16 protein-coding genes are annotated in these 20,989 nt (G+C 63.2%); 11 read left to right on the plus strand and 5 right to left on the minus strand.

Translation table 11 applies throughout. From position 1 onward, the window contains the following. Positions 1-1,101: 1,101 nt before the first annotated feature. Genes imuA through G3N58_RS28100 form a run of 3 tightly spaced genes read left to right on the plus strand, consistent with a single transcriptional unit; the run spans position 1,102 to position 7,440 of the window. Complete coding sequence (gene imuA, locus G3N58_RS28085; RefSeq protein ID WP_206000824.1) at positions 1,102-1,938, plus strand: translesion DNA synthesis-associated protein ImuA; 837 nt, start codon at positions 1,102-1,104, stop codon at positions 1,936-1,938. After that, on the plus strand, positions 1,838-3,610 hold the full coding sequence (locus tag G3N58_RS28090; RefSeq protein WP_206000825.1) for a DNA polymerase Y family protein: 1,773 nt from the start codon (positions 1,838-1,840) through the stop codon (positions 3,608-3,610). The genes imuA and G3N58_RS28090 overlap by 101 nt, the downstream gene beginning before the upstream one ends. A 5-nt stretch (positions 3,611-3,615) precedes the next feature. Further along, positions 3,616-7,440 (plus strand): error-prone DNA polymerase, encoded by a 3,825-nt coding sequence (locus G3N58_RS28100; RefSeq protein ID WP_241017259.1) that lies wholly within the window; start codon positions 3,616-3,618, stop codon positions 7,438-7,440. A 285-nt stretch (positions 7,441-7,725) separates the two neighbouring features. On the opposite strand, the gene G3N58_RS28105 is transcribed toward G3N58_RS28100, so the two are convergent. Beyond that, complete coding sequence (locus G3N58_RS28105; RefSeq protein ID WP_206000826.1) at positions 7,726-8,655, minus strand: SDR family oxidoreductase; 930 nt, start codon at positions 8,653-8,655, stop codon at positions 7,726-7,728. Positions 8,656-8,666: 11 nt separating this feature from the next. Further along, positions 8,667-8,870, minus strand: coding sequence for a cation transporter (locus tag G3N58_RS28110; RefSeq protein ID WP_167050349.1), 204 nt, complete (start codon positions 8,868-8,870; stop codon positions 8,667-8,669). 135 nt (positions 8,871-9,005) lie between these two features. Between G3N58_RS28110 and cueR the strand changes: the two genes are divergently transcribed. The 4 genes from cueR to G3N58_RS28130 all read left to right on the plus strand — a co-directional run bounded on the left by cueR (position 9,006) and on the right by G3N58_RS28130 (position 11,689). Then, positions 9,006-9,428, plus strand: coding sequence for a Cu(I)-responsive transcriptional regulator (gene cueR, locus G3N58_RS28115; protein ID WP_167285580.1), 423 nt, complete (start codon positions 9,006-9,008; stop codon positions 9,426-9,428). Positions 9,429-9,612: 184 nt separating this feature from the next. Beyond that, complete coding sequence (locus G3N58_RS28120; RefSeq protein WP_167050352.1) at positions 9,613-9,759, plus strand: DUF3563 family protein; 147 nt, start codon at positions 9,613-9,615, stop codon at positions 9,757-9,759. Between the two features lie 244 nt (positions 9,760-10,003). Further along, complete coding sequence (locus G3N58_RS28125) at positions 10,004-10,366, plus strand: hypothetical protein (protein WP_241017260.1); 363 nt, start codon at positions 10,004-10,006, stop codon at positions 10,364-10,366. 282 nt (positions 10,367-10,648) lie between these two features. Beyond that, positions 10,649-11,689 (plus strand): ABC transporter substrate-binding protein, encoded by a 1,041-nt coding sequence (locus G3N58_RS28130; RefSeq protein WP_206000827.1) that lies wholly within the window; start codon positions 10,649-10,651, stop codon positions 11,687-11,689. Between the two features lie 183 nt (positions 11,690-11,872). Here G3N58_RS28130 and rlmJ read toward each other — a convergent pair whose 3' ends face one another. Beyond that, entirely contained in the window at positions 11,873-12,718 is an 846-nt protein-coding gene (gene rlmJ / locus G3N58_RS28135) for a 23S rRNA (adenine(2030)-N(6))-methyltransferase RlmJ (protein WP_167050356.1), read from the minus strand. Between the two features lie 107 nt (positions 12,719-12,825). Continuing rightward, complete coding sequence (locus tag G3N58_RS28140; RefSeq protein WP_167285578.1) at positions 12,826-13,797, minus strand: aldo/keto reductase; 972 nt, start codon at positions 13,795-13,797, stop codon at positions 12,826-12,828. Positions 13,798-14,070: 273 nt separating this feature from the next. On the opposite strand from G3N58_RS28140, the gene G3N58_RS28145 reads away from it, so the two are divergent. Both G3N58_RS28145 and G3N58_RS28150 read left to right on the plus strand, forming a co-directional pair. Beyond that, positions 14,071-14,868: a 3-hydroxybutyrate dehydrogenase gene (locus G3N58_RS28145; RefSeq protein WP_167050359.1), complete on the plus strand. Its 798-nt coding sequence runs from the start codon at positions 14,071-14,073 to the stop codon at positions 14,866-14,868. Between the two features lie 10 nt (positions 14,869-14,878). Continuing rightward, complete coding sequence (locus G3N58_RS28150; protein WP_167285577.1) at positions 14,879-16,111, plus strand: patatin-like phospholipase family protein; 1,233 nt, start codon at positions 14,879-14,881, stop codon at positions 16,109-16,111. 201 nt (positions 16,112-16,312) lie between these two features. Here G3N58_RS28150 and G3N58_RS28155 read toward each other — a convergent pair whose 3' ends face one another. After that, the gene (locus G3N58_RS28155; RefSeq protein ID WP_167050363.1) at positions 16,313-17,512 is read right to left on the minus strand and encodes an amino acid aminotransferase; all 1,200 of its coding nucleotides are present in this window, start codon (positions 17,510-17,512) and stop codon (positions 16,313-16,315) included. A gap of 401 nt (positions 17,513-17,913) precedes the next feature. On the opposite strand from G3N58_RS28155, the gene uvrB reads away from it, so the two are divergent. Both uvrB and G3N58_RS28165 read left to right on the plus strand, forming a co-directional pair. Next, positions 17,914-20,007 (plus strand): excinuclease ABC subunit UvrB, encoded by a 2,094-nt coding sequence (uvrB, locus tag G3N58_RS28160; protein WP_167050365.1) that lies wholly within the window; start codon positions 17,914-17,916, stop codon positions 20,005-20,007. A gap of 353 nt (positions 20,008-20,360) precedes the next feature. After that, on the plus strand, positions 20,361-20,909 hold the full coding sequence (locus tag G3N58_RS28165; RefSeq protein ID WP_206000828.1) for an iron transporter: 549 nt from the start codon (positions 20,361-20,363) through the stop codon (positions 20,907-20,909). The last annotated feature ends 80 nt before the right edge of the window (positions 20,910-20,989 follow it).

Genomic DNA, 20,989 nt, shown 5'->3' on the forward strand with positions numbered 1-20,989 from the left:
GAACAGAAGGAGCTCTTCCAGACACTGAACCTGCCAACCCCGACCGCCGACGCCTTGTAGGGACAAAAACGCTACCCCTGATGTAGCGAAATCAAAGACTTACGCAAGAATCTGTCGAACTCGGGGGACCCGGGCGTCATGCCGCCCGCGTTCTCCACAATCCCCCGTCGCGCAGTCTTCAGTGCTGCCCAGCCCGCTGTGCGTCCGCGTAACCGGTCAGCGCTTAATCCTGATGAATTCGTCGTCCTGGCTGATGAGCCGGTAACACACGACGATTCACCCCTTCAGGGTAGCAAGGACCTCGACGAGGATTCCGGACGCATGATGCCAATATCGATTCATCTACACATGCAATCGAGACCGGTATCAATATCAATTGCGATACCTTTCTTAGCCCAACCTCGCACCGCTCTTTATAGACCAGAAGAATTTGTGAGACGCATACCTCTCGTGCTGGAAGCTGATTCGAAGGTTTTGCCGTGATTTGCCACGATACAGAGCGGTATTTCTCAGTAGCTCAGTGTGTTTTCATTATTGTGCCCGGTCGTCTGGTTAGTCATGTGCACCTTGGGCGTCGAAGTGCTATTTTTCTTTGATCCACATCTGTTTTTAGCAAATCAGTTCCCAATGTTTCGACGCCGTCGGATGCTTTGCGTTACTTGAGCTTCCGGGTTGTGTAAATGCCAAATTCTCGCCTATTGATGTATCGATCTAAATAATCTGCATACCTGATTATTTTCAATTCATCTCGTTTGATCGCGTCGTTCATGCAGTTTGTCGGGACAATTGTCTGAAGTTGACGAACTCAGCACGCTTGAGTTCAACGAAGCTGACCCACGCACCATCGCTCTTCTCGCCGCAACCTCAGCTCTTAACATCCACCCTGGAATGCTGTATAAATATACAGTATTCCAGGGTGCTAGATCGTCTCCCTCCCACCCCTTGTTGCGAGGAATTGATTGCATATCGACACGATTTATATGCAAAAGCCAGAATTTTCTGTCTGTTCGTTGCCGCCAACAACGTCGATGCATATCGATCAGGGCGGCGATGCATCTATGCCAGGAAGAGGCGGAGTATCCGCGAGTAAAGAGCGTGTCTATGGCAGCAGCGATTCAGCTAGCGACGACCACGCTGTCGTCGCAATTACGGCGTCAGGTATGGCAAGGCAATGCGCTTGCCGGCCCGGACTCGCTCGTCGTCTCCAGCGGCTATGCCGAGCTGGACCGGCTACTGCCGGGGCAAGGCTGGTCGGCGGGCGGGCTGACGGAGTTGTTGATCGAGCATTGCGGAGTGGGTGAGATGCGTTTGCTGGCTCATGTGCTTCGGCATCTGACACAACAGGCCGAGCAGCACGTCATGCTCGTGGCGCCGCCGTATCAGCCTTGTGTCGCGGCACTAAAGACTTGGGGCGTCGATATCAGGCGTGTCCTATGGGTGCGCTCGACGGAAGATCAGGCGCTTTGGGCTGCCACTCAGGTACTGAAACAGAGCGGTATCGGCGCGGTGTTCGTGTGGCTGCAGAATGCGCGCGCCGACAAGGTCCGGCGTTTGCAAGTGGCAGCTCAGGAGTCGGCGGCGCTGGCATTTCTGATCCGTCCTGCGGAAGCGGCTGCGCAATCGTCGCCGGCGCCTTTGCGGATGATCTGTGAACCGCTTTTGCCGGCCAACGCGCAGACGATCAATCGTCGTCAGTGGTTGCACGAGATCGGTATGTCGATCGATATCTTCAAGCGTCGCGGACCGCCGCTCGCCGAGCCTTTGCGCCTCATTCTGCCTTTACAAAGCATTGTGTTGCCGAAAAACGAGGGCAGCCATCAACGCCCGGAGGTCAAACATGTTGTGGATCGCCGTCACCTTACCGCTGTTGCCGCTGGAAGCGGTGAAGCCGTTCGCGCTGCTTCCGGCTGGTTCGCTCGCGAAACCGAATCGGCGTGATCCGTGCAACGGCGCGAGCCAACCTCAAGCTGCCGCGGACCCGAACGCGGAAACGCGCAGCTGTTATGCGCTGGCCGATCACGCGCACATCCTGATGCCCGATCTCAACGCATGGCGCGCCGGTGTGCAGGCGGGGCATTCGCGCTCGTATGCGTTGGCGCTGGCGCCGGGGTTGACACTGCTTGCCGCCGATCCAGCCCGCGTAACCCAGGCATTCGAAGCGATCGCGCTCGCCTTGCTGAGCTACACGCCCAAAGTGTCGCTTGCCGCTGTGCATACACTGCTGCTCGAAGTTGGTTCCGGCTTGCGCCTGTTCGGTGGCCTGCGCGCGTTGTTGTCGCGCGTATCGGGCACGGTAGCGGAATTCGGCTATACGGCGCGCATCGCGTGTGCGCCGACCGCCTGGGGGGCGTGGTTATTGGCGCAGGCGCGTGCGTGCCGGCAGGGACGTCGCTGGCATGTGCTCAAGGAAGCGTCGCTCGCGCGCGTGCTCGATCGTTTGTCCGTCGCGCTGCTGCCGGTTTCACAGGAGCATCGCGATGCGTTCGCGCATGTCGGCTGCGCGACGCTCGCCGATTTGCGCCGCTTGCCGAGAGCGGGCATTGTGCGGCGTTTCGGCGGTGGCGTTCTGGAGCTGCTCGCACAGGCATATGGCATGCGTGCCGATCCGCGCGAATCGTTTCGCGCGCCGGCGTCGTTTCATGCGCAACTGGAATTGCCGTCGCGAGTCGATAACGCCGATGCGTTGCTGTTCGCCGCGCGCCGGTTGATCGTGCAGCTGGCCGGCTGGCTCAGTGCGCATCATGCGGCGCTGAGCGGCTATACGTTGCTGCTCGAGCATGAGCTGGCGTCGCGTCACGCGCCGAAAACATCGAGCCTGAAGGTTGCGTGGGCCATTCCGTCGCGCGATGCCGAGCATCTGATCTGGCTGTTGCGGGAAAAGCTGAACCAGACGGTGCTGGCGGCACCGGTCATCGAACTGAAGCTGGTGGCGGAGCAGATCGTCGATCATGCGGGACGGTCGGACACGCTGTTTTCAATGCCCGAGTCGGATGGCGATTCTCTCGCGCGCTTGCTCGAACGTCTGAGCGCGCGCCTCGGGCCTGAGAACGTGCTGCAGTTGTCGCAGCAGGACGATCATCGGCCGGAGCGGGCAACACGCGTGGAAGCCTATCAGTCGCAAGCGTTTTCACGCAGACAGCGCATGCCGTCGAAGAGCCGCGTCAAAGCCAGGGCGGATCAAACCTGGCTGACCGATGAACTGCGCAATGCCGCGCTTGAAGAAGCACGCGAGGGCGGCGCAACGCCAGTGCAAGCTGATCCGGCAACCCCGGCACTATCCGTATCGGCTTCCTCCCAAAGCACACCCGCATTCGCCGCCCAACCCGGCAACGTCCAGGCTTCGCTCGATCTCCCCGACTGCGCGCTACCCGCACAGCCTCGTCCGCTCTGGATGCTCGACCAGCCGCTGCGTCTGATGGTGCGCGACCAGCGGCCGATCTATCGCCGGCCGCTGACCATGCTCACGCGCACCGAGCGGATCGAAGCCGGGTGGTGGGACGGCGATCTCGTCGAGCGCGATTACTACATCGCAGCTGACGATCGCGGCCACCTGTTCTGGGTGTATCGCAAGCGCAAAGGCGAGTGGTATCTGCAGGGCCTGTTCGGTTGAATGCGATGACGACTTCCGCGCCGTCCTTGCCTTCGCAGCCGACGTTCGCGGCGCATTTGCCGCCGTATGCGGAGCTGCATTGCCTGAGCAACTTCTCGTTCCTGCGGGGGGCTTCGCATCCGCACGAGCTTGTCGAGCGGGCGATGTCGCTCGGCTATCGCGCACTTGCCATTACCGACGAATGTTCGCTGGCAGGCGTCGTGCGCGCGTACACGGCCGTGAAAGAACTCGAAGAGACGCAGGTGCGCGAACGGAAAGAGCGCGAGGCAAAAGCGCAGCAGGCGATGCGGGCGGCGGCGCCGGAGGAGATCACCGTCGCAACGGCTGCGACAAAGCATGAGAAAAAACAGCTTCCGAAGGACGAACCCCCGAAGGACGAACCCCCGAAGGACGAACCCCCGAAGGACGAACCCCCGAAGGACGAACCCCCGAAGGACGAACCCCCGAAGGACGAACCCCCGAAGGACGAACCCCCGAAGGACGAACCCCTAAAGCCGATCCCCCACCTGATCATCGGCAGCGAATTCAATCTGACCGATGCCGAAGGCCAACCCTTCTGCACCCTGGTGGCGCTCGCACTCAATCGCAACGGCTACGGCAATCTTTCCGAACTGATCACGCTCGCGCGTTCGCGTGCGGACAAGGGTTGCTATCGCATCGGTCCGGAAGACTTCACCGAGATGCTGCCGCATCTCGAACACCTGCGCGGCTTGCCCGATTGTGTGCTGCTGCTCGTGCCGCAGCGCGCGGCGACGCTCTCGCATACGCTGCGTTGCGCGCATTGGCTCGCGTCGTTCGCGGCGCAGCGTGCATGGATTGCGCTCGAACTGTGGCAAACCGGCAGCGATGATCTGCAACTCGACGCCTTGCGGATGATTTCACAAGACAGCGGTTTGCCGCTCGTGGCCGCGGGAGGCACGCTGATGCATGTGCGTTCGCGTAAGCCGTTGCAGGACACGATGACCGCGATCGGTCTCGGCACGCCCCTCTCAGCCTGCGGTCACGCGCTAGAAGCCAATGCGGAGCGGCACCTGCGCACGCGCGTGCGTTTGGGCAAGCTGTATCCGCGCGAGACGCTCGAAGAAACGCTGCGCATTGCCGCGTTATGCCGCTTCTCGCTCGAGGAACTGCAATACGAATATCCCGAAGAACTGGTACCCGCCGACGAATCGCCGTCGAGCTATCTGCGCAAGCTCGTCATGGCCGGCGCGATGGAGCGCTGGCCGGGCGGCATGGACCTGAAGCGGATTCAGCAGATCGAGAAGGAGCTGGGTCTGATCGCCGATCTGAAATACGAAAAGTATTTTCTGACCGTGCACGATATCGTGAGCTTCGCGCGCTCGCGCAACATCCTGTGCCAGGGGCGAGGCTCGGCGGCGAACTCGATCGTGTGCTACTGCCTGCATGTCACCGAAATCGATCCCGTCAGCATGAACATGCTGATCGAGCGATTCATCTCGCGCGCCCGCAACGAGCCGCCCGACATCGACGTCGACTTCGAGCATCAGCGGCGCGAGGAAGTGATCCAGTACATCTATGCGAAGTACGGCCGCCATCGCGCGGCGCTGACCGCGTCGCTGATTACGTACCGCTCGCGCAGCGCGCTGAAAGACGTCGGCAAGGCGCTGGGTCTCGAAGCCTCGCTGATCGAGCGGATCAGCAAGCCGCAGCAATGGTGGGATGGCCCGGGCGCGGTGGCCGCCTATCTGGCCGAAGCGGGCTTCGATGCCCGATCGCACATCACGCGGAACCTGATCCGGCTGACTCAGGAGTTGCGCAATTTTCCGCGGCATCTGTCGCAGCACGTGGGGGGCTTCGTGATCGCGAAAGACCGGCTGTCGCGGCTCGTGCCGATAGAAAATGCGTCGATGAAAGAGCGCAGCGTGATCGAGTGGGACAAGGACGACATCGATGCGCTCAAGCTGCTGAAAGTCGACGTGCTGGCGCTCGGCATGCTCTCGGCCATCCGGCGCGCGCTCGAATTCGTCGCGTTGCGGCGTGGGTTGCCGCGGTTCCGGATGCAGGACATTCCGCGCGAGGATCGTGCCGTCTACGAGATGTGCGGCCATGCCGACACGATCGGCGTGTTCCAGATCGAATCGCGCGCGCAGCAAAGCATGCTGCCGCGTCTGAAGCCGGACAAGTACTACGACCTCGTGATCGAAGTGGCGATCGTGCGGCCCGGGCCGATCCAGGGCGGCATGGTGCATCCTTATCTGCGTCGCAAGCAGGGGCTCGAGCCGATCGATTACGCCAAGGACGAGTTGCGGCCGGTGCTCGAACGCACGCTCGGCGTGCCGATTTTCCAGGAGCAGGTGATGCATCTGGCGATGGTGGCGGCGAAATACACGGGCGAGCAGGCCGACCAGTTGCGGCGCGCGATGGCCGCATGGCGGCGCAGCGGTAATCTCGCGAAGTATCAGAAGGATCTGACGGACCGCATGCTGGCGCGCGGCTACGAGCAGGCATTTATCGAGCGCATCTGCAAACAGATCGAGGGCTTCGGCGAATACGGTTTTCCGGAGAGCCATGCGGCGAGTTTCGCGCTGCTCGTTTATCTGAGCGCATGGCTGAAGCGCTACGAGCCGGCCGCTTTTCTGGCCGGTCTGCTGAACAGCCAGCCGCTGGGTTTCTATTCGCCGTCGCAACTCGTGCAGGACGCGAGGCGTCACGGCGTCAAGGTATTGCCGCCCGACGTGACGCTGAGCGACTGGGAATCGACCTTCGCGCGGCGCCATGCCGAAGGACGGCGGATTGCCGCTGACGAGACGCGTCTGCATCGTCAACATGCCGTGCTGGCCGCACAGCAATTGCGCAATCTGTCCTTGCCGCACCTGAAGGTGAGCCGCACGATCCGGCGTGCCGCGCGGCGGTTGACCGCGCGCGTGTTCAAACCAGCGAGCACGTATGGTTCGCGCGGTCCCGCGGTGCGTCTCGGTATGCATCTGATCAAGGGGCTCGCGCGGGACGCCGCCGAACGCATCATGGCGGCCCGCCGCGATGCGCCGTTGGTTGACGTCGACGATCTCGCGCGTCGCGCGGCCTTGACGCGGCGCGATCTCGAAGCGCTGGCCGCGGCGAATGCGCTTGTCGGTATCGCCGGTCATCGGCGCGAAGCGTGGTGGGCCGTGACTGCGCAGCACGCGGTGCCGAAGCTGCTGCGCGACGCGCCGATCGCCGAAGCGCCGCTCGCGTTGCCGCGCGCCAGCGAGCATCGCGAGATCGTCGACGATTATGCGAGCTTCGGTCTCACGCTCAATCGCCATCCGCTGGCGTTGTTGCGGGCGCGTCTCGCGCGGCAGAAGTTTCGCACGGCGGCCGAACTCGCCGCGTGCCGGCACGGCACAATGGCGCGGGCGTGCGGCATCGTCACCGTGAGACAGCGGCCGGGCACGGCGAACGGCACGGTGTTCGTGTCGATCGAGGACGAAACCGGCTCGATTAATGTGATCGTGTGGCCGTCGCTGGTTGAAAAGCAGCGCAAGGCGTTGCTCGGTTCATCGTTGCTCGCGGTCTATGGGGTTTTGCAGCGCGATGATGGGGTGAGTACCGGGGGCGAGAGAGGAGACCGCGCGAGTCAGGGAGAGCGTGCGGCGAGTGCGGACCGGCGCAATCGGGCGTGGGCGGGAAATGAGGCAAATAGCACAGGCGGCCCCACAAGTGGCGAAAGCGGCGAAAGTGGTACGGGCGAGGCAAGCCGCAGCGGCGAGGCGCGGCGGCTTGCCGGTCGCAAACAGAAGGGCGAGGTGGTCCATCTCGTTGCCCATCGTCTCGAGGATTACAGCGAATGGCTCGGCGAACTCGCCACGACGAGCCGCGATTTTCATTGAGGCCCGGTAGCGGGCGGGTGGCGGGTGATGAGCGGACGCGCGGCACGGCCGGCGAATCCTGCATCGGCAGCCAGCAGGCGAGCGACGCTTGCCGTGCGTTCGTGAATCCTTTCGTTTGCGCGATGCAGTTGAATGCCGGTCAGCCGTGCGCTACACAACGCACTTGGGCAAATGCGATGTATATGCGCCAGAAGCACAGCCCCAGCAGCACAGCCTCGCGGCCAACGCGTCCGATCACAGCGGCGGCCTTGAGCCGGACAAACCAGCAAACCCCGTTGCGTGGCGTCAATTCAGCCGCGACGGCATAGCGCCTTGCCACGGAAACGCAGCCAGGACCTCGCGGATCGCCGTATCGAACGGCGTGCGCCGGCCGATACCGAGCGCTTCGAGACGGCTCGACGCCAGATGGCAGTTATGCGGGCGAGGCGTCGAATCGGTTGGCGTGTGCTGAGGCGTCAGGCGCGCATCGAGTTGCAGCGCTTCGGCGATACGCACGGCGATCTCGTATTTGGTCATGGGCTCGTCCCCCGACCATTGGACGATGCCGGAGACCGTCTCGCCGCGCGCATGCAGTGCGAGCATCTGCCGGATCACGAACGCGACGTCCGGCGTGAACGTGGGGTAGCGGATCGCCCAGGCGTCCATCGTGGCGGGCTCGCCAGCGGCGGTGGCCGAGGCGGCGATCGCCGGCACGAGGCTCGTCACCGCCGATTCCGACCAGCCGACGATTGGCCCATAGAGCAGCGGCAAGCGCAGCACGCAGCCGCGCCCGGTCGTTCCGGTCAGTGCGCGTTCGCCTTCGAGCTTGCTGTGCCCGTAAGCGTTGAGCGGCGCGGGCGCGCTGTCGTGCCGATACGGCGGCTCTGTGCCGTCGAACACGTAGTCGGTCGAGATCGACAGGGTCCATGCGCCGCACCGGCCTGCCGCCGCGGCAACGATGCGCACGGCATCGACGTTCAGCGCGCGGGCCAGCGCCGGGTCGCGCTCGCAGATGTCGGGGCGGCGCTCCGCGGCGGCAATCACAACGGCATCCGGCGCCGTGCGCTCGATGAAGCGTTCGACCGCCTGCGCGTCGCGAACATCGAGCGCGGCCATTTGCGGCGACGGCCGGCTGAACGCGGTGGCGACGACCTGCCAGTCGTCCTGCCGCGCCAGTTCGTCGACGAGCGCGCGGCCGAGCAGCCCGGAGCCGCCGATAACGGCAACCTTGAACACGATCCGCTCCCTTAGCGAGCCGACGTGACCGTGTAGCCGGCCTCGTCAATCGCGGCCTTCAGCGCATCGACGGATTGCGCCGATTCCACGACCACGCGCCCGGCCACGAGATCCACCTGAACCTGCGCGGCGGCGTCGTGTTCGCGGATCGCGTTCGTGACGGCAGCGACACAATGCTGGCAGCTCATGCCTTCTACGTGGAGTTCGATTGTCATGGCGGGGTCCTCGGCGAAATCAGAATGGCGAATGGCTGAATTATGCCTGCCGATCCGTATTTGAGTGGCTGACCTTCCCATCATGGGAAGGTGTAGGATCGATTCGAACCTGATCCAGAGCATGGGGAAACAGTCATGAATATTGGCGAAGCGGCCCGCGCGTCGGGCGTCACCGCAAAAATGATCCGCTATTACGAAAGCGTCGGCCTGTTGACGGCCAAGGCGCGCACGAGCGCCGGTTATCGCGTATACGGTCCGCAGGAAGTGCATTCGCTGCGCTTTATCCGCCAGGCGCGCCGGCTCGGCTTTCTCGTCGAAGACATTCGGCGGCTCCTCGCGCTATGGCGCGATCGTTCGCGCGCGAGCGCCGAAGTGAAGCGGATCGCGCTCGAGCATGTCGCGGACCTCGACCGCCGCATCGCCGAGCTGACCGACATGCGCGACACCCTTGCGCATCTGGCCGATCATTGCCACGGCGACGACCGGCCCGACTGTCCGATCATCGAGCGCCTCGCTGACACCGATCTGGTGTCGGGGCAGGGATGTCATCCGCTGTAGCCGTTGCGGGGAAAGGTGGAACCTGATTGCACCAAGGATGTGCACCATTCCGGAACGGAATGCACCTCATGTAGGCATTTCACTGTCCGACTCAGGGCATCGGGTTATAATTCGGGTTAACCCTTTAGCGGGAAATCCCTGATGTCCGATCACCGGGGATTCGATCTGATCCTTGGAGAACATCATGTTTGCATACCTGCTTGAAAAGCTGAACACCTGGTTGGAATCTGCGGAACGTAATAGCCGTGAGGCCTACCTGGCATCGTCGTCGGATATCGTCCAGCTCGAACAGCGCATCCGCTCGATCGAAACCAACGGCTATTCGCGGTAAGTTTCAGCTTCGAGTTGGGCCCGGCGGTGCAGCGTGCACGGCCATAGCAGCACAGCATCAAGCCCCGTCGAAACGGGGCTTTGTCACATCTGGGCCCTGGGAATTGACCGCTTTTCCGGCAGGTTTGAAGCCGGCGACGCCGGAACGCCAGTCGTGGCGACTCTCGACTAGCTTCGCAACCTGCGCCGAGGTAAGGTAGGGCGCTTTTTGCGCAACCGGGCATTCATAACCAACGGGGCCGCCCATGTTCTCTGTCCGCTCGCTCGAACCCTTCAAATTCCGCCTCGCTGCGGTCATGGTGACGGCGCTGACAACCGTCTGCGCCGCGCCGGGCGCGTTCGCCGTGTCCGACAGCGCCCGCAAGCCGGTGATTCTCGACTCGCTGAGCGGTATCAACGACGGCCAGAGCGGGAGTGTGCTGATGAGCGCGCCGCTTTCGCGGCACCCGATTGTCGCCGCGCCGCCGATTGCGGCTCCTGTCGAGCTGCCGCAGGAAGCGTCGCCGCCGATCGTGGTCGCGCCATATATCCCGTTGCCGGCGGGCGGCGGCGTTCCGCCGAGACCGATGCCGCGGCCGATGCCGCGCCCGGTAGCGCCTTCGCAATGAGGGTGGCATAGAAGGGCGGCGGCCCGGTATCTTCGCCATCGGCTTTTTCAGTTCCGTTGCACCTCGCTGGGATCCTTGCCCGCTGCATCGGATCGAGCGTCTCCACGTCTTCCGCCTATGGGCCGCCTCGCACCCCGGCCGATTCCGCATTGGGGTTTGGGCGCATGGCGTACGAGAAACCGTCCGACGACAATCGTTGCGCGCTTTGTCGCTGGCGGCCCGGTTGCGGCATTTGCGTCGCGTCGCCGCTTCGAACGGAAAACGGAACAAGGAGACGTCAACATGCCGATTCACTGGATGCGGCGCGCCATACGCGCCTGCGTCATGCTGCTCGCGCTCGCCGCGTTGTCCGGCGCCGCGCTCGCCAAGGACACGCCCGAAAAACCCACGCTGACGATGGCCGTCGGCGGCTTGCCCGGTCTTTACTATCTGCCGGTGCTTGCCGCGCAGCAGCTCGGCTACTTCAAGGACGAAGGCCTGGACGTCACGCTCGAGGACTTCGCGGGCGGCTCGAAAGCGCTGGAAGCCGTGGTGGGCGGCAGTGCCGACGTCGGCGCGGGCGCGTTCGAGCACACGCTCTTCATGCAGGCGAAGGGACAGCACTATCGCGCGTTTGCCTTGATGGGCCGCGCGCCGCAGATCGTCATCGGTGTGGTGAAGTCGAAGGCGGATCGGATCAGATCGCTCGCGGACTTCAAGGGCGCGAAGGTCGGCGTGAGCGCGCCGGGGTCGTCGACGGATCTCGTGCTTACCGTGGCGTTGCGCAAGGCCGGCGTGCAGCGCAGCGATATCTCGGCGATCGGCGTCGGCAGCGGTGCGACGGTGTTGGCCGCGGTGGGTAGCGGGCAGATCGATGCGCTGTCGAATGTCGATCCGATGATGACCAAGTTGACGCGCAGCGGCGCGATCAAGGTGCTGGTCGACACGCGCACGGTGAAGGGGACGCAGGCAGTGTTCGGCGGAACGATGCCGGCGGCGACGCTTTACGCGCCGGAGAGCTTCATTCAGAAGAATCCGAAGACGACGCAGGCGCTGACCAATGCGGTCGTGCGCGCGAACCACTGGCTGCAGACCGCGAGCGACGCCGATCTGCTGAAGATGGTGCCGCAGGCCTATCTGCTCGGCGATCCGGCGCTCTACCTGGAGGCCTTTCACAACGTGCGCGACGCGTACTCGCCCGATGGCCTGATGCCCGCGGACGGTCCGGCGACCTCTCTGCGCGCGCTGTCGTCATTCGACAACCGGCTCGATCCGAAAAAGATCGACCTGGGCGCGACCTATACGAACGACTTCGCGAGCAAGGCGGCCGCGCAGTTGAAGTGAGCCAAAGAAGTCATGCCGTTGCGTGTGATGCCGGCGTGAGCCGGGATGTGCGAGATGCACGAACAGCCGGCGGAGAAGCGGGGGAGCGCGCGGCTGATGTCTGCGACAACAACATCGGTGCGATCGGCTTGCGCGAGCCGATGTTGTGGTGTCGAGAGCGTTCGGTGATCGCTCGTGTGCCGCCTAATTGCCCCGATATTCGACCTTGAAGGTTGCGGCCTTGTCTTCGCCGAGCGTCTTGACGAGCCACGGCATCTGCTCCTTGAGCATTTTCGCGAGCGTGTACGGCGGGTTCAGGATAAACATGCCGCTGCCGAAAAGTCCGAAGCCATCCGCGGGCGGATTGCTGACGGTCAGGCTGACGTGCAGCCAGTTGTCCTTTTGCAATTGCTTCAGCTGATCGGGAAAGCGCTGCGATTCCGGGCGCTTCACCTGCGGATACCAGACCGCATAGGTGCCGGTCGGAAAGCGCTTCAGGCTTTCCTCGACACAGCGCAGCGTGCGGCTGTAATCGCGCTTGTCCTCATATGACGGATCGAGCAGCACCAGCGCGCGGCGCGGCGCCGGCGGCAGCAACGCGAGGATGCCGTCGAAGCCGTCGCCCGCGTAGAGCATCGCGCGGCGTCCCGCGTCGCGGAAGTTATGGCGCAGCACGTCGATTTCAGTCGTGTGCAGTTCGAACAGGCGCATGCGGTCCTGTTCGCGCAACTGCCGCCATGCGATGTACGGCGAGCCTGGATAGAAGCGCAACTGGCCGTCGGCATTGAGCGCGCTTACTTCGTCGACGTATTCGGCGAAGAGCGACGGCAGATCGTTGCGTTCCCACAGTTTCGCGATGCCGGTCTGGAACTCGCCGGTCTTGGTCGCGTAGCCTTCCTTCAGCGAGTAAACGCCGGCGCCCGCATGCGTGTCGATATACCAGTAGGCTTTGTCCTTCTGGCCGAGGTAGCGCAATAGCTGCAACACGACGGCGTGTTTCAGAACGTCGGCGTGATTGCCGGCATGGAAGGCGTGGCGGTAACTGAGCATGATGAGAGGACGCTGAAAGAGGACGTGCCGGCCGGAGCGGAGACAGTGGCGCGCGGCCGCGTATTGTACGCGAGCGCGCGCCGCCGGTTATCCGCTTGCTGCGCGGCTCACTCGTGCGCGTCGCCGATGATCTCCTCGATCCGCTGCTTGATCTCCGGCGTCATGCGCTCGGCCACTTCGGCCGATTTCATGTTTTCGCCGATCTGCTCGACCCGCGACGCACCCGTGATTACCGTGCTGACATGCGGATTCTTCAGAATCCATGCGATCGCGAGCTGACCGACCGTGCAGCCGAGTTCGTCGGCCACCGCGCCCAACTGACCGACCACGTTGTTCTTGCCCGGGTCGGTGAGCTGGTTGCGCAGCCAGTCGTAACCTTGCAACTGCGCGCGGCTGTCGGCGGGTATTCCAGCGCGGTATTTGCCGGTGAGCAGGCCGGACGCGAGCGGGCTCCAGGTGGTGAGGCCAAGGCCGATGTCTTCATAGAGCCGTTTGTATTCCTGCTCGACGCGCTTGCGGTGAAACAGGTTGTATTGCGGCTGTTCCATGACCGGCTTGTGCAGATGATGCCGCTCGGCGATTTCATACGCGGCGCGGATTTCTTCGGCGCTCCATTCGGAGGTGCCCCAGTACTGCGCCTTGCCGCGCGCGATCATGTCGCTCATCGCCCAGACCGTTTCCTCGATCGGCGTGTTCGGGTCGGGACGATGGCAGAACACGAGATCGACATAATCGAGCTGCAGGCGCTTGAGCGAACTGTCGATCGCGTTCATCAGGTACTTGCGGTTCAGCGTGTGGTACTGGTTCGGCGCTTCCGTCAGACCCCAGAAGAATTTCGTCGACACCACGTAGCTCACGCGCGGCCACGCCAGTTCCTTCAGCGCGTGGCCCATGATTTCCTCGGATTTGCCGCCGGCATAGACCTCGGCGTTGTCGAAGAAATTGACGCCGGCGTCACGCGCCGCGGCAAGCGATTCGCGCGCGGCGCGATGATCGACCTGGTTGCCGTAGGTGACCCACGAGCCGATGGACAGCTCGCTGACTTGCAGGCCTGAGCGGCCCAGACGTCGGAAATTCATGTCTCTCTCCTTGTTGGTGATGCACGAAAATTGAGGCGTGAAAATTGAGGCGTGAGTCGAGCCCGAAACGCAGGCCGGGATTGAGTCCGAAGCCGTCCAGTTTAAAGAGATACGGCTCGATGTGTGTTTTACCTCTGGAATTCACGGGGTTCATGCACAATAGCAAAGTTGGCCGCAATGCAGCATCGGCCGAACGGTCTATGCCGTTTGGCTGACTTCACGCCGCATGCGGCCTTGTGGTCTCATTGCTCATCAACTGCATGGAGGTTCCGGATGTCGTCTCTGAACACGAATCTGAATGGCAAGGTCGCTGTGGTTACCGGCGCGGCAAGCGGCATCGGCAAGCAGATCGCGCTGACTCTGTCCGCCTCGGGCGCGGCGGTCGCGATCGCCGACCTGAACCAGGACGGCGCGAACGCCGTGGCTGAAGAAATCAGGGCGGGCGGCGGCAAGGCAATCGGCGTGGCGATGGACGTCACGAACGAAGAGGCGGTCAACCAGGGCATCGACAAGGTTGCAGCGGAATTCGGCTCGATCGACATCCTCATCTCCAATGCCGGCATCCAGATCGTCAATCCGATCGAAAACTACTCGTTTTCGGACTGGAAGAAGATGCAGGCGATTCACGTTGACGGCGCGTTCCTGACCACCAAAGCGGCGCTCAAGCACATGTACAAGGACGATCGCGGCGGCATCGTGATCTACATGGGCTCGGTTCATTCGCATGAAGCCTCGCCGCTGAAGTCCGCCTACGTGACGGCCAAGCACGCGCTGCTCGGCCTCTCGCGCGTGCTCGCCAAGGAAGGCGCCAAGCACAACGTGCGCTCGCACGTGGTATGTCCGGGCTTCGTGCGCACGCCGCTGGTCGACAAGCAGATTCCCGAACAGGCAAAGGAACTCGGCATCAGCGAGGAAGACGTGATCAAGCGCGTGATGCTGGGCGGCACGGTCGACGGCATTTTCACGACGGTCGAAGACGTCGCGCAGACGGTGCTGTTCCTGTCCACGTTCCCGACGGCCGCGCTGACGGGCCAGTCCTTCATCGTGAGTCACGGCTGGTACATGCAATAAGGAGAGGCCCATGGCGCAACGCAATCTCAAGCGGGCGCGCGTGGGCGTGTCCGGCGACGGGGAGGGCGCCGGTCCGGCGCCGGCCACGCACCCGCGCCGGCATCTCCACTTGCCTAACTACGAAACCGTCGCGCTGATGCTGCAAGGCGGCGGCGCGCTGGGCGCCTATCAGGCGGGCGTTTTCCAGGGACTTTACGAGGCCGGCATCGAGCCCAACTGGCTGGCGGGCATTTCGATCGGCGCCTTGAATACGGCGATCATTGCGGGCAATCCGCCGGAAAAGCGCGTCGAGCGGTTGCTGCAATTCTGGGAAACGATCTGCCAGCCGGCCTTCGGGCCGCCGGTGCCGGCTTTCGTCGAACACGCGTTTTTCAATTCCAGCGAAGCCGTACGCAAGGCATTCACGGCGGCGCAGGCGATGAGCGCGATCGTCGAAGGGCAGCGGGGCTTTTTCGTGCCGCGCTTTCCGCCGCCGTTGCCCACGGTGTCCGGGCCGCCGCAAATGGCCAGCTACTACGACACCACGCCGCTGAAAGCCACGCTCGAATCGCTATGCGATTTCGACCGCATCAATTCGGGCGAGATACGTGTGTCGGTGGGCGCGGTCAATTGCGGCACGGGCAACTTCGAGTATTTCGACAATACGCATACGACGCTGCGGCCCGAGCATTTCATGGCGTCGGGTGCGTTGCCGCCGGGCTTCGCTGCAGTCGAGATCGACGGTCAGTACTATTGGGACGGCGGGCTGATGTCAAATACGCCGCTCTACGAGGTGATGCAATCCACGCCGCGCCGCGACACGCTTGCGTTTCAGGTCGATCTGTGGAGCGCGATCGGGCCGGTGCCGGACAGTCTCTCCGACGTACAGGGGCGCATGAAAGACATCCAGTATTCGAGCCGCACGCGTCTCGTGACCGACATGGTGCAGCGTTCGCAGCGCTTCCGGCATGTGCTGCGCGAGGTGCTGGACCGCGTGCCCGTCGAGCAGCGCGACGATCCGTGGTGCAAGCTGGCCGAAGATCTGTCGTGCTCGAAGCGCTACAACGTGATCCACCTGATTTACCGGCACAAGGAATACGAAGGCCACTACAAGGACTTCCAGTTCGGCCTGTCGACGATGCGCGAGCACTGGCAAAGCGGCCTCGAAGATATTCGCCATTCCCTCGAGCAGCCCGATTGGCTCGAGATGCCGGACAACGATGCGGGGTTCGTGACCCACGACATCCATCGGGATTCGCGCTGAGTTTGTATCGAGTTCGCGCTGGTGGGGTTGTTGCCGAAAGAGCCGAAGCATTGGCGCCAGCGCTACCATTGGCGCCAGCGCTACCTTTACTCAGGCAATAAAAAAAACGGCGCCCTTTTCAAAAAGGGCGCCGTTTTCATTGGCGTCTGCCATCCAGCGCAATCAAATACAGCGCGGCCAAGGTCCGCGCCGCGCAATGCCTTACTTCAGCACGTGAGCAATCGCGTTGGCGACCACGTCGAGATTACGCGTGTTGAGCGCAGCCACGCAGATGCGGCCCGTGCTCACCGCGTAGATGCCGAATTCTTCGCGCAGACGGTCCACTTGCGGTGCCGTCAGACCCGAGTACGAGAACATGCCGCGTTGCGCGTTCACGAAGCCGAAGTCGCGGTCGACGCCGGCTGCCTTCAGGCGCTCGACGAGGCCGTTGCGCATTGCGCGGATGCGCTCGCGCATTTCGCCCAGTTCGGCTTCCCACGTGGCGCGCAGTTCGGCCGATGCCAGAACCGCCGCGACTATCGAGCCGCCGTGCGTCGGCGGGTTCGAGTAGTTCGTGCGGATCACGCGCTTCAGTTGCGACAGCACGCGGGCCGATTCTTCCTGGCTGGCCGTGATGATCGACAGTGCGCCGACGCGCTCGCCGTACAGCGAGAACGACTTCGAGAACGACGACGACACGAACACGTTCAGTTCCGCTGCCGCGAAGAGGCGCACGGCTGCCGCGTCGGCTTCGATGCCGTCGCCGAAGCCCTGGTAGGCGATGTCGAGGAACGGCACGAGGTTGCGCGCCTTGACGACTTCGACCACCTGCTTCCACTGCTCGACGCTCAGGTCGACGCCGGTCGGGTTGTGGCAGCACGCGTGCAGCACGACGATGGTGCCGGCCGCGTAGCCGTTCAGCGCGCTCAGCATGCCGTCGAAGTTTACGCCGTGCGTTTGCGCGTCGTAGTACGGATACGATTCGACGACGAAGCCCGCGCCTTCGAACAGCGCGCGGTGGTTTTCCCAGCTCGGATCGCTGATCGCGACCTTGCTGGCCGGATTCACGCGCTTGAGGAAGTCCGCGCCGATCTTCAGCGCGCCCGTGCCGCCCAGCGCCTGCGCCGTGACGACGCGGCCCGCTGCGATCAGCGGCGAATCGTTGCCGAGCAGCAGCTTTTGCACGGCCGCATCGTAGGCGGCGATACCTTCGATCGGCAGATAACCGCGCGGCAGCGCGGCTTCGACGCGGGCCTTTTCCGCGTCGCGCACGGCGCGCAGCAGCGGAATCTTGCCTTCTTCATTGAAGTACACGCCCACCCCGAGGTTGACCTTGGTGGCGCGCGCATCGGCGTTGAAGGCTTCGTTCAGGCCCAGGATCGGGTCGCGGGGAGCAAGTTCGACGGCGGAGAACAGAGACATGATGGATGGGCAGCAGTAGTGAAAAGAGGGCGGCGTCGCGCGCGGGCGGCCTGGCTTCGGGCGTCGGCGGCGTTTCGGGCGTTTGGCGGGAATCTGGCGAAACACGCGGCGAAACGCACGGAGAAACACGCAAAACGAGGCCGGTCCATCGGGCAGCGGCGAGCGAGCGCAACTTCGCATTGTAACGAATCCGGCCGCGTTTTTCGTCCGCCAAGGCGGGCAACCGGCAATTATTTGCTTGAAAAACAGGCACGACGGGGCCACGTGTGGCAGCGGGCAATCCGCGCAGATCCCGTTTGGCGAAGAGGGAGCCCGGCGCCTGTTCTGCGTAACCGCGCTCGATCCCCGCTTCCCGCAACCCGTTAGAATGGTTCTTTGCTCCAAGGCCCGGTGCCGTCCCCATGTCCGAACACCATCTGACTGAAGCCGAAGACACGCTCGACGAATCGAAATTTGTCTCGTTCGAAGGCTCGCCGTTCCGGCTTTACCAGCCCTATCCGCCCGCCGGCGACCAGCCCACGGCCATCGACACGCTCGTCGAAGGCGTCGAGGACGGTCTCGCGTTCCAGACGCTGCTCGGCGTGACCGGCTCCGGCAAGACTTTCACGATGGCGAACACGATCGCGCGGCTCGGCCGCCCGGCCATCGTGTTCGCGCCGAACAAGACGCTCGCCGCGCAGCTCTATTCGGAGTTCCGCGAGTTCTTCCCGCACAACGCGGTCGAGTATTTCGTCTCGTACTACGATTACTACCAGCCGGAAGCGTACGTGCCGCAGCGCGACCTGTTCATCGAGAAAGATTCGTCGATCAACGAGCATATCGAGCAGATGCGGCTGTCGGCGACCAAGAGCCTGATGGAGCGGCGCGACGTCGTGATCGTCGCGACCGTCTCGGCCATCTACGGTATCGGCAACCCGTCCGAATATCACCAGATGATTCTCACGTTGCGCACCGGCGACCGGCTCGGCCAGCGCGACATCATCGCGCGGCTGATCGCGATGCAGTACAGCCGCAACGAAGCCGACTTCCAGCGCGGCTCGTTCCGCGTGCGCGGCGACACGATCGATATTTTCCCGGCCGAGCACGCCGAGATGGCCGTGCGCGTCGAACTGTTCGACGACGAAGTCGAAACGCTGCAGCTGTTCGATCCGCTCACCGGCCGCGTGCGGCAGAAAATTCCGCGCTTCACCGTGTATCCGTCGTCGCATTACGTGACGCCGCGCGACACCGTGCTGCGCGCGGTCGAGACGATCAAGGCCGAGTTGCGCGAACGGCTCGAATTCTTCTATGGCGACGGCAAGCTCGTCGAGGCGCAGCGGCTCGAACAGCGCACCCGCTTCGACCTCGAAATGCTCCAGGAACTCGGTTTCTGCAAGGGCATCGAGAACTACTCGCGGCACTTCTCGGGCGCGGCGCCCGGCGAGCCGCCGCCGACGCTCGTCGACTATCTGCCGCCCGACGCGATCATGATGCTCGACGAATCGCACGTGCTGATCGGCCAGTTGAACGGCATGTACAACGGCGACCGCGCGCGCAAGGAGAACCTCGTCGACTATGGCTTCCGGCTGCCGTCCGCGCTCGACAACCGGCCGCTCAAGTTCAACGAGTTCGAGCGCAAGATGCGCCAGGTCGTGTTCGTGTCGGCAACACCGGCCGACTATGAGAAGAAAACGGCCGGCCAGGTCGCCGAACAGCTCGTGCGCCCGACCGGGCTCGTCGATCCCGAGATCGAGGTGCGGCCGGCGCGCAGCCAGGTCGATGACGTGCTCGGCGAGATCAACGAGCGCATCAAGGTCGGCGATCGCGTGCTCGTCACGGTGCTGACCAAGCGCATGGCCGAGCAGCTCACCGAGTTCTTGGCCGATCACGGCATCAAGGTGCGCTATCTGCACAGTGACATCGACACGGTCGAGCGCGTCGAGATCATCCGCGATCTGCGCCTCGGCGCATTCGACGTGCTGGTCGGGATCAACCTGTTGCGCGAAGGGCTCGATATTCCCGAGGTGTCGCTCGTCGCGATTCTCGACGCGGACAAGGAAGGTTTCCTGCGCGCCGAGCGCTCGCTGATCCAGACGATCGGCCGGGCGGCGCGCAACGTGAACGGCAAGGCGATTCTCTACGCGGACAAGATCACCGACTCGATGCGCCGCGCGATCGACGAAACCGAGCGGCGGCGCGCGAAGCAGATCGCGTTCAACGTCGAGAACGGCATCACGCCGCGCGGCGTGGTCAAGCGGATTCGCGACATCATCGACGGCGTGTACAACGTCGACGAAGCGCGCGCCGAATTGAAAGAGCAGCAAACGCGCGCGAAATTCGAGGACATGTCGGAGAAGCAGCTTGCCAAGGAGATCAAGCGCCTCGAAAAGCAGATGATGGAGCACGCGAAGAATCTCGAATTCGAGAAGGCCGCGCAGACCCGCGACCAGTTGGCATTGCTGCGCCAGCGCGTGTTCGGCGCGAACGTCGGCGATCATGTGTCCGGCGTCGACTGACGCGCAGTTCATCCGGGGCGCGACCATACGCCGCGCCCCGTTCGTTGCACCCGCCCGCGAGCGACTCGCCCGCGCTCCCGCAGCCGCGCAATGCATGGCATCCGGGCCGGCGCCATCGCCGGTGTACCCCGGTTTCACTATCGCTCCCCATTTCCGCCGCCAGCACCCGTTCCCTTAAATCTGCCTTAAGACCCTGACGGCACAAGGCCTGGCGTGCGTTCGCGTTTGTTCTCCCCGGGGATAGATGATAAACTCGACCAATATTGAGAATGGTTCGCATTTAAATTTACATCTGGCTTGCGCGCACTGTTCCAATGGATTCGATTCCAGTCTGATAAAAACAAGGAGTTTCAATGCGGATTTCTTCATTTGCACGTGGCGGCGTAGCCGTGGCGGTCGCTGTCGCGGCGCTCTCGGTATCGGCTGCGGAATACCCGATCGGCAAGCAACAGATCCAGGGCGGCATGGAAATCGGTGCGGTCTACCTGCAGCCGATCACGATGGAACCCGAAGGCATGATGCGCAAGGCATCGGACTCGGATGTCCACCTCGAGGCCGACATCCATGCGGTCAAGAACAATCCGACCGGCTTCGCCGAAGGCGACTGGATGCCGTATCTGCAGGTGCATTACGAACTGACGAAGGCCGGCTCGAACCAGCCACTGAAGGGCGACCTGATGCCGATGGTCGCAAACGACGGTCCGCACTACGGCGACAACGTCAAGCTGCAAGGCCCGGGCAAGTACCACCTGAAGCTGATCGTCGAACCGCCGATGCAGATGGGCCATACGGCGTTCGGCCGCCACGTCGACAAGGAAACCGGCGTGGGTCCGTGGTTCAAGCCGTTCACGCTCGACTATGACTTCACCTTCGCCGGCATCGGCAAGAAGGGCGGCTATTAATTGCCGCGAAGCGACCGCGAGCCGCGCCGAGGATCGCGTCGCCGTGCCTGAACGCACGGTCGCGCGACGGCCGGGGCGGC

The organism is Paraburkholderia sp. Ac-20342 (assembly GCF_017104985.1).
In the GTDB taxonomy this organism is placed as follows: Bacteria; Pseudomonadota; Gammaproteobacteria; order Burkholderiales; family Burkholderiaceae; genus Paraburkholderia.